Below are 8,286 nucleotides of genomic sequence, written 5' to 3'. Positions count from 1 at the left end.
GGTAGCGTGCGCCGTTATAGGTTGCTAACGCGACGGAAACGAGCATCCTGTCTTTACCCTTCGATCATCGTGCCATTGGTATCCAGCTGCACCGCTCGCATCACCCATCCATCCATGAAAATGTAGATGGCATCTTCAGCGTAAAAGGCTTGAGCGTTGAGGACGGCCTTACAGCGTTTGCAGGCCCGTCTCAATGGAGCCCATCGCCATCATTCTAGCAGGCAGCACGTTTCGTGCTAGCCATGGCTATCAGCCTTGGTGATGGCGCGCAGACTATCCTTTGGCGCACCGTCGGTGCAAAGGCCATTCGCGGCCGTTTCTTCTCATCACATCTACGTGAAACCGCCCGTGAGAGCGGCAGCCATCCGGATGTGTCGGCGCGCGCCCCACAAGACGCGATCAGGGTTAAGCGCGCGGGAGATTTCAGGCAAACCGCCTGCGGTGGGCCCGAGCCGTCAGCGCCGGCCGCCTGGGCAGGTCCGTCGCGCCACACCCCAGGCGGCTCATCCCGCGGATTGCCCATGGTGCGACCCGACAGCCGCGACGGATTGACCTGACCTGACCCGGCGGCAAGCTTTGTCAGGTCAGAAGGTGCTTAGCGACCTTGCAAATGTACGTATATTTTGGGTTCACCATCTGTGTGCAGCGGGCCTCCGCGATCTGCCCCAGAAACAGATAGGCTTCCGCTTCGGTGAAACCATAGTCGTCAGCCAGCCAGTAGACCATTTCCTCAAAGGCGGTTCGCATCGCATCTTCGAGGGGGCGGGCACAGCCCAGTGTCGCGATATGAGTTGCCGTCTCAATCCGCGGCCAGGTGAGCCGCTTCGGCTTGTCAACGACAGCGACGCTGAAGGTGACGCGCGCGCCTATTTCCGTCGCACCCATGCCGACACATTCGCCATCACCCTGCAAGGCATGGCAATCCCCAAGATAAAGTCCGGCGCCGTCCTGGTGGATATCGAAAGTGACGGTGCTTCCCGGCCCGATTTCCTGAACATCCAGATTTCCGCCATGGACCCCGTTGTCGACCGTCAGAACGCCGCCGTGAACCGGGGCGACGCCAATGACACCGACCATGGGCTGGATCGGAAGCCTCTTGGTCTCGCTCCAATGAACGAAACCATCAGCGACCCGCATTGCCCGGGTATGGTGGCCGAATTCCTTCCGGCGAACCCAGTCGGGAAACATGCCCGAACCAGGGTAAAGCGCTGTATATCCGATCTCGTCCAATTCCATCTCGTGAATGGTCACCGCCAAGGCTTGGCCGGGCTTCGCGTCTTTCACGAAGAGAGGACCAGTGGCAGGATTTACGAAAGGGAAGTGCACCTTATCTGGCGTGATCTTGGAATCGGTCGACGTAATCACGCCTGCATTACAGTTTATCTCGCACTCGATCTTGACCGTTTCGCCAACAGAAATACTCTCTACGCAGGCTTCCCCGGAGGTGAGCGCGTATTTGAGATTTCCATCTTTTTTAATCAGCCGCGTCATAAAAAGTCCCTTTAGACTTGAATTTCAGGAGAGGTCGTGCCGCCAGGGCAGAAGCCATCGCTCCACGCGCGTCACGATGCTCGATAGCACGAGGGCAAGGATAACAGTGACCACAAGCTCGGCGAAGACCGCCGATATCGCGTAAAGGCTTCCGGCTTTGAAGATTTCGTGCCCGAGGCCATTGGTCGATGACATGAACTCGCCCACGATAGCACCCACGAGGGCAAATCCGACCGTGAGCTTCAGGCCGGCGAATATATCGGTCATTGACGCCGGGATGACGATCAGCCGGAAGATCTTCGCTCGGCTGGCACGCAGCGAGAGCATCAGATTGATCTGATCGGGGTCAACGCCCATCGCCCCTTTGTAAGCGATGATGATCGATACCACCACGACCGAGAGCGTGGACATGGCAACCTTGGAAGCGAAGCCCGTGCCGAACCAGATAATGGTAATCGGAGCCAAAGCGATGATCGGAATGGAGCCGAGCGCCAGAATAAACGGCTGAAGCACCTGCGAGACGAAGCGGGAATACCAGAGAGACAGCCCCAAAGTGGTGCCGATGATATTGCCCAAAGCGAAGCCGGCAAGGGTTTCCAGCGCCGTCGTCGCCAAGTCGGTCCAGACCGATCCATCCCGGATTGCCGCAATGAGAGCCGCGAGAATACCCGAGGGAGAGCCATACAGAAATGCGCTGATATGTCCCGTTTCTGTCTGCCATTGCCACAAGCCGATCAGCACGACAAAGCAAAGCAGCTGACACAGCAGGATCTGTATCCGCCGGCGCCGTCGTGCCAATAGTGCCGCCGTGCGCCGATCCTGCTCGGTCAGGGTCTTCATAGGGGTACGCCGTTCCGAGCTAGTGAACATCAAGCTCGGTCCAGATCTTTCGGACATAATGCGCAAATCCTTCGCTTTCGCGCAGCGCAATCAGGTTGCTGCGGTCGCCCGAGAGCTCGATGCGGTGCTCGGACACGATCGAGCTGGGGCGGCGCGACAATACAATCACACGGTCGGACAAACTGACCGCCTCCTCCACATCATGCGTGATGAGGAGGAGTGACCGCTGCATGTCCCGGACGAGGCGCAGCGTGTCGCGCTCGATCAGGATTTTCGTCTGAAAATCGAGAGCCGAGAACGGCTCGTCGAACAGGAGGACTTCCGGCTCCGGCGCCAGGGTTCGGGCCAGCGCCACGCGCTGCCGCATCCCGCCTGACAGCGTCGATGGATAGTGATCGGCAAAAGCCCCGAGGCCGAGTTGGTCGAGCAATTCCCGCGCGCGTGCCCGATGCTCCGAGGTAGCCCCTCCCCTGACCTGCAAGCCCAGCATCACGTTCTGGATGGCAGAGCGCCATGGCAAAAGGAGGTCCTTCTGCAACATGTACCCGACACCGGGCGGAACGCCGTCGCTTTCACGTCCATTCCACAAGACCGCCCCCTGGCTCGGTTCTATCAACCGGCAGAGGAGGTTGAGCAGGGTCGTCTTGCCGCAGCCGGAAGGGCCCACCAAGCTTACAATTTCGCCGCGCTCCAGTGCGAACGACACAGAGCGAATGATTTCCAATTCCTCGCCGGTATCGGTCAGAAAGGCCTTGCCGAGGTCGAGGGCTTGGAGCGGCGTATCCGGCCGCCCCAAGCTGGTCCGTAGCGCGCTCAGGCTGATGCCGCCTTGTTCGCGAAGGTGTTGTCGACGATCTGATCAAAGGTCGTCGTACCTTTGATATTGCCCAGGTAGACCTGCATCTTGATGAGATTGTCCCATTGCGTTTTGTCGACGACCACAGACTGCGAGGGAATGCGGTATTTCAGTTCGGTGTCGATGGCGCTGTTGATCACGGCGGCCGACAACTGAGGAAATTCCATCTGTGCGACCTTCTTGGCATAGGCCGGATCGCCATAGGTTCGCTTCATCGCCTTCTGGAAGCCATTGCAGAGGGCCTGAATGATCTCGGGCTTGGACGCAATGGTCTGGTTCAACACCATGATGCCCGTGTTGCAGAAGGGGCCAATGGCGTTCGAGAAGTCGAAGATGATCTTCGCCCCCTGCGATTCCGCCTCTGCGACGCCGGGCTGGTAGGCGATCGCAACATCGGCCTGCCCCGCGAGCATCGCGCCGATTTCCGTACCGGGACTGACCTGGATGATCTGCACATCCTTCCCGATCACGAGACCGGCCTGAGTCAGCAGCCGCTTTGTGACACTATAATTGGTGTTCGGCTCGGGCGAGGTGACGATCTTCAGCCCTTTGAACTGCTTCGGATCGGTGATCGTCTTCACCGTCTTTGAGACGCCGAAATAGTGGGCGCGCTGAACGACGCTGCCGACGACCTTGCCGGGGCCGCCCTTTTCGACGGAGATCGGCACCATCGTCGGATCACCGATGCCGAAAAGCGCGGATTGCCCCAGCACCGCCGCAAAAGCCTGGGTGTCGCCTCCGGCTGCAGAGAGGTTGAGGTGGATTCCGGCCTCATCAAAATACCCGGCATGCTGGCCTACATAGAGGTCGATGTAGCCGAGGTTATGCACGGCCTCGACGAAGGCGACCTCGGTCACGGCCGCCCGCGCGATGCGCGGCGCCCCAAGGGCGGTGACCGCCGCGGCTGCGCCGGCGAGCTGAAAAGTACGTCGGCGCGAAAGCGCTTTGGGAAGCAAGCCAGTCATCTGGAACTCTCCAACACAGGTTGCGCCTCACCCATCGCAAAGCCCGTGCCAAGAAATCCGTCCAGGTAAAATATTGATAAAGATCACTTTTATTGAGGTCGCCTCCCCCGCTGTCGCCGCCTGGCGCTTTTTTCGCTGCTTTTGATCAAACATTATGCACAATGCATAGTATGCACTTTCGCATCGATGGTCTGGCTCGCCAGGGCCTGGCCGCGCTATCAAACTGCCCCTACGCCCTATGGCGATGACGAGCGAGGACGAGACGGCATGGAGAAGAAGCGACCACAGACCGCACGGCAGTATGTTCTGGGGACGCTGAGGGCGGAGATCCTGAAGGGCAAACATCCGGCTGGCGCGAGACTGCGGCAGGAGGAAGTTGCGTCCCGTCTCGGCGTCAGCACCACCCCCGTGCGGGAAGCTTTCCGTGATTTGCTGGCAGAGGGTCTGATCGGCCTTGATACCCATCGCGGCGTTCTTGTCCGCGGCCTTACCCTCGCGGATGTTCGGGAACTCTACGAACTACGCATCGTGTTGGAGCCGATGCTGGCGGTGCGCGCGCTGCACCTCACAAGTGCCGCTCAGCTCGACGAGGCGGAGGCGGTGCATCTGCGCCTCTGCGAGGAGAAGGATCCCGAACGATGGGCCAACCTCAACGTGGCCTTTCACCAGACGCTCAACGTCGCAGCACCAGATGGCCGACTGACGCGCATTGTGGCGAGCCTCGCCGAAGCGGCCGGTTCCTACGTAACGCTCTCCATGCACGCGACCCCGGAATTGATGACCCTGAACAACGGGGACCATGCGGAGTTGCTGCGCCTCTACCGCGCGGGGCACGAGGCCGGAGTCGCGAGCAAGACGGCTGCCCATCTGTCTCAAACGCTGTCCGCCATCGAGCGCGACGTCGAGACACGCGTCGTCATTCTGGCGGAAGCTGAATGACGACGCATTCATAAAGTCGGCGATCCAAGAGGCGATAACGCTTATGCGACAGGCTCAGCCCAAGATGCGACCCTTTCAGTCGGAACGGGAGAATTTCAGATCAGGCGCGGATACGCCACGAAAGTTCCTTGAGCGATGCCTCGAAGATTTTGCACGGCTAGAACCGGAGATCGGCGCTTTTACCTTTGTCGACATCGACGGCGCACGCCGTTCGGCCGATGAGTCGTCAGCCCGCTGGAGCAAGGGGCGGCCGTTCTCCGCGATCGATGGGATGCCCACCGGTATCAAAGATATCATCGACACCGATGATATGCCGACCGAACAAGGTTCTGTTCTCTACAACGGCAATCGGCCTCTGTTCGGTGCAGCGAGTTCGACGGCTTTGCGTCTGACAGGCGCAGTCATTTTGGGCAAGACGGTCACGACCGAGTTTGCGTCCATGGAGCCCCGAGGCACCCGCAACCCCTGGGATTTGAACAGGACCCCGGGCGGATCATCCAGTGGTTCCGCCGCTGCGGTGAGTGGGGGAATGATATCCGGCGCTATGGGCACGCAGGTGGTGGGTTCCATCATTCGCCCGGCTGGATTCTGCGGCGTGTATGGCTACAAACCAAGCCTGGGCGGCATCAACCGAGGCGGCAGCCTGGATATGCTCAGCCAGAGCTGCTCCGGTATCTTGGCCGCCAGCCTTGCCGATAGCTGGGTGATGGCGCGCGAAATCGTGGCCCGCGTGGGCGGTGACCCGGGTTACGTCGGCATCATCGGTCCCATGAAGCCGCCGGCCGCTGTTCGGCCCAAGCGTTTGGCGCTGTTACAGACGGCTGGCTGGCCAATCCTCGATCCGTCGGCCCGCGAGGCCTTGGACACGGTTTTGGCCAGTCTCGCGCAGGCGGGAATTGAGATCGTCACGCGATCGGACTGGGCAGAGTTGGAAGAGGTTGAGCAGGCGTCAGCCGAAATGCTGGCCTTGACCACCAAAATCAATGCATGGGAATGGCGTTGGCCACTGAACGCGTTCATGGAACGTGATGCGTCGGCGATCAGCCAGTCCGCGCGAGATCGCCTCACGATCGGTCTGGCGATGACGCAGGAAGACTATGCCGCGGCCATCGCTCGGCGGGCCGAGATCCGGAAGATCTATGCCAGACTGGCGGCTGGGTGCGATGGCCTTGTGAGCGTGACCGCGCCCGGAGCAGCACCGCTTGGCTTGACCTCAACGGGAAACCCGATCTTCGTGGTTCCGGGCTCAATGCTCGGCGTGCCGGTCGTCACATTGCCATTGCTACAATCCGAAGGGCTCCCGCTCGGCTTGCAATTGATTGGATTTGAGGGGGAGGATGCCACTCTATTTGCCATTGCCGCTGAATTGGAAAACATCCTGTCCTAGCGTGGAGGCGGCGCTTATATCCGGCGCCTCACCAGCGTGACATAGGGGCGACACGTCGATCATTCCGTAGCGAGCAGGAATAGGGTGATTATGCGAGGTGACTTACGCTAGGAAGCGAGTCGTCCCTATGCATCGAGGTAAATGTATCCGTGTCATCCGGCGTGTCGCCTCTTCCACCGCCCCAAAATGATCTGCCGCCGGCTTCGGCCCATGGTGGGAGCGCTCGGGCTCCATCGGTGCAATGGCTTCTCGACGTGGACCCGGAGGATTTGCAAGACATCGTAGCGCCATCCGAGCAAGTTGAGATCGACGCGAGGAAGCGCAGCGGTAAACGAGGACTGTACCGGGCGGCCTCGCTGGTCCTTGCGCTAGCGATCATCGGGGGCACCGCATTCCTCTCCTTGCCGGCACTGTTCGGTTCGGACAAGCCGCCGGCATGGCGAGATGCGGACACCACCGGATCGTCAAAGCCCTCCTCCCATGCCATCGGAGTGGACCGAACCTCTAGCCGCCCGCGCCCGTCAGGCCCGACGCTGCCTGTCAACGGCAGGGCTGCCGGGGCCTGGGTGCCCAATCCGAAGCCCGAGGACATCGGGCCGCCGCCTTCGCCTCAGGCGGAACTGGCATTGTCTCAGCCCGCTCCGCAGCCGCTTCCGGCGCCACCGCCGACGAGGCCGATTGCCCCACCAGCAGCCTATGCGGCCCCCAGTGTCACGGTCATCACCGTTCCCGCCGACGTCAGCGCCGCCGTGACAACTATCCCGACGAAGACGCCCCCCGCGGTGTCCCTGCCCAAAGCGGTTCTGGCGGATCCGCCGCCATCGCCTGTTCAGCCTCCCAGTCGCCCCCCCACCGACGCGAGGTCTGTGGCGCTCTCCCGACCCTCGCCGGCGGCGCTTCCGGCTTCTCCGGCACCCAAGCCGGCCGCACCACCGGCACCGTCTGAAGCCTCCGATGGTAGGGTTATCACGGGTCCCGCCGTCGTCGGCCTTGCCACGACACCGGCTCCCGTGAAGGTTCCGCCGGCACCGGCCTCATCTCAAGTGACTATCGCGCTGCCCCCTCCCGCTCAGCCCCCGACCCAGACGGCTTCTGAGGCACCTTTCCACCCCTCCGCAAGGCCGCTTGCGGCACCGCCGCCACCCAAGGTGGCGGCGGTGCCGCCGGCATCGTCTGCGGCCCCAGCAGCCGCGGTCATCGCCGTTCCTACCGTCATCAGTCCCGTCGTGACACCTGTTCCCCTGCAGGCTCCTGCCCCTCCGCAGACCTCTCCCAAAACGGCCATGGCGGTTCCGCCGCCAGCGCCCATGCGGCCTCTCACTCAGCCTTCGGCCCATGCCGCGTCGCCGGCGGCTCCCCCGCAGTCTGTCGGCGCCGCTTCGAAGGCGGCTGCGCCCCTGCTGGCCGCCCCTCTCAGAGTCAAGCTCAACTTCACGTCCGATGAGGCGCACGTCGCGGAAGCCTTCGCCCGCAAGCTTCGGCAACAGGGCTTCACTGTGACCAACATCATCATCCCTGAGACGCCTGGTCGCTGGCCGGGCGTTGCCTTCTTCTTCGACAGCGACCAGGCGAAATCGAGGCTGATCGCGAGAGAGTTGCAGGATGTCACGGGCAGGCACGAACATGCGCGCCTGAGCCCCCGCCATCCTTATCCGAAGCCCGGGACGGTGGAAGTCTCGCTCCTCAGGTATTCGAAATCGAAGAAGGCAGCGACGGTTTCCGCCCATGCCCGTCAGCGGCCTTGATACGGATCGTCTCTCGCCACGACGGGGAGGCCCGCTTCAGCTATCGGTGCTGCGGCGCGTGGC

General features: G+C 61.6%; 8 protein-coding genes. 3 read left to right on the top strand and 5 right to left on the bottom strand.

Going from position 1 to position 8,286, the window contains the following annotated elements:
* Positions 1-579: 579 nt before the first annotated feature.
* The 4 genes from VL752_RS01215 to VL752_RS01200 are packed head-to-tail and all read right to left on the bottom strand — an operon-like array spanning position 580 to position 4,152.
* Positions 580-1,491: an acetamidase/formamidase family protein gene (locus VL752_RS01215; RefSeq protein WP_325351905.1), complete on the bottom strand. Its 912-nt coding sequence runs from the start codon at positions 1,489-1,491 to the stop codon at positions 580-582.
* A gap of 24 nt (positions 1,492-1,515) precedes the next feature.
* Entirely contained in the window at positions 1,516-2,331 is an 816-nt protein-coding gene (locus VL752_RS01210; protein ID WP_325351904.1) for an ABC transporter permease, read from the bottom strand.
* 19 nt (positions 2,332-2,350) lie between these two features.
* Entirely contained in the window at positions 2,351-3,127 is a 777-nt protein-coding gene (locus tag VL752_RS01205) for an ABC transporter ATP-binding protein (RefSeq protein WP_325351903.1), read from the bottom strand.
* A 17-nt stretch (positions 3,128-3,144) separates the two neighbouring features.
* Positions 3,145-4,152 carry an ABC transporter substrate-binding protein gene (locus VL752_RS01200; protein WP_325351902.1) on the bottom strand — a complete coding sequence of 336 codons (1,008 nt, stop codon included), beginning with the start codon at positions 4,150-4,152 and terminating at the stop codon, positions 3,145-3,147.
* A gap of 267 nt (positions 4,153-4,419) precedes the next feature.
* On the opposite strand from VL752_RS01200, the gene VL752_RS01195 reads away from it, so the two are divergent.
* The gene (locus VL752_RS01195) at positions 4,420-5,091 is read left to right on the top strand and encodes a GntR family transcriptional regulator (protein ID WP_325351901.1); all 672 of its coding nucleotides are present in this window, start codon (positions 4,420-4,422) and stop codon (positions 5,089-5,091) included.
* A gap of 64 nt (positions 5,092-5,155) precedes the next feature.
* Positions 5,156-6,478 carry an amidase gene (locus tag VL752_RS01190; RefSeq protein WP_325351900.1) on the top strand — a complete coding sequence of 441 codons (1,323 nt, stop codon included), beginning with the start codon at positions 5,156-5,158 and terminating at the stop codon, positions 6,476-6,478.
* 1,069 nt (positions 6,479-7,547) lie between these two features.
* Here the strand turns inward: VL752_RS01190 and VL752_RS01185 are convergent.
* Positions 7,548-7,676, bottom strand: a complete 129-nt coding sequence (locus tag VL752_RS01185) for a hypothetical protein (RefSeq protein WP_325351899.1) — start codon at positions 7,674-7,676, stop codon at positions 7,548-7,550.
* 109 nt (positions 7,677-7,785) lie between these two features.
* On the opposite strand from VL752_RS01185, the gene VL752_RS01180 reads away from it, so the two are divergent.
* Positions 7,786-8,223, top strand: a complete 438-nt coding sequence (locus VL752_RS01180; protein ID WP_325351898.1) for a hypothetical protein — start codon at positions 7,786-7,788, stop codon at positions 8,221-8,223.
* Positions 8,224-8,286: the final 63 nt, after the last annotated feature.

This window comes from Acidisoma sp., from assembly GCF_035492295.1.
Lineage (GTDB): Bacteria > Pseudomonadota > Alphaproteobacteria > Acetobacterales > Acetobacteraceae > Acidisoma.
This window is presented reverse-complemented; position numbering and strand designations above follow the sequence as displayed.

Coding starts and splice junctions, on each gene's coding strand:
- VL752_RS01215 (WP_325351905.1), bottom strand. CDS start 1,491: ATGACGCGGCTGATTAAAAAAGATGGAAATCTCAAATACGCGCTCACC.
- VL752_RS01210 (WP_325351904.1), bottom strand. CDS start 2,331: ATGAAGACCCTGACCGAGCAGGATCGGCGCACGGCGGCACTATTGGCA.
- VL752_RS01200 (WP_325351902.1), bottom strand. CDS start 4,152: ATGACTGGCTTGCTTCCCAAAGCGCTTTCGCGCCGACGTACTTTTCAG.
- VL752_RS01195 (WP_325351901.1), top strand. CDS start 4,420: ATGGAGAAGAAGCGACCACAGACCGCACGGCAGTATGTTCTGGGGACG.
- VL752_RS01190 (WP_325351900.1), top strand. CDS start 5,156: ATGCGACCCTTTCAGTCGGAACGGGAGAATTTCAGATCAGGCGCGGAT.
- VL752_RS01185 (WP_325351899.1), bottom strand. CDS start 7,676: ATGACCGCGGCTGCTGGGGCCGCAGACGATGCCGGCGGCACCGCCGCC.
- VL752_RS01180 (WP_325351898.1), top strand. CDS start 7,786: ATGCGGCCTCTCACTCAGCCTTCGGCCCATGCCGCGTCGCCGGCGGCT.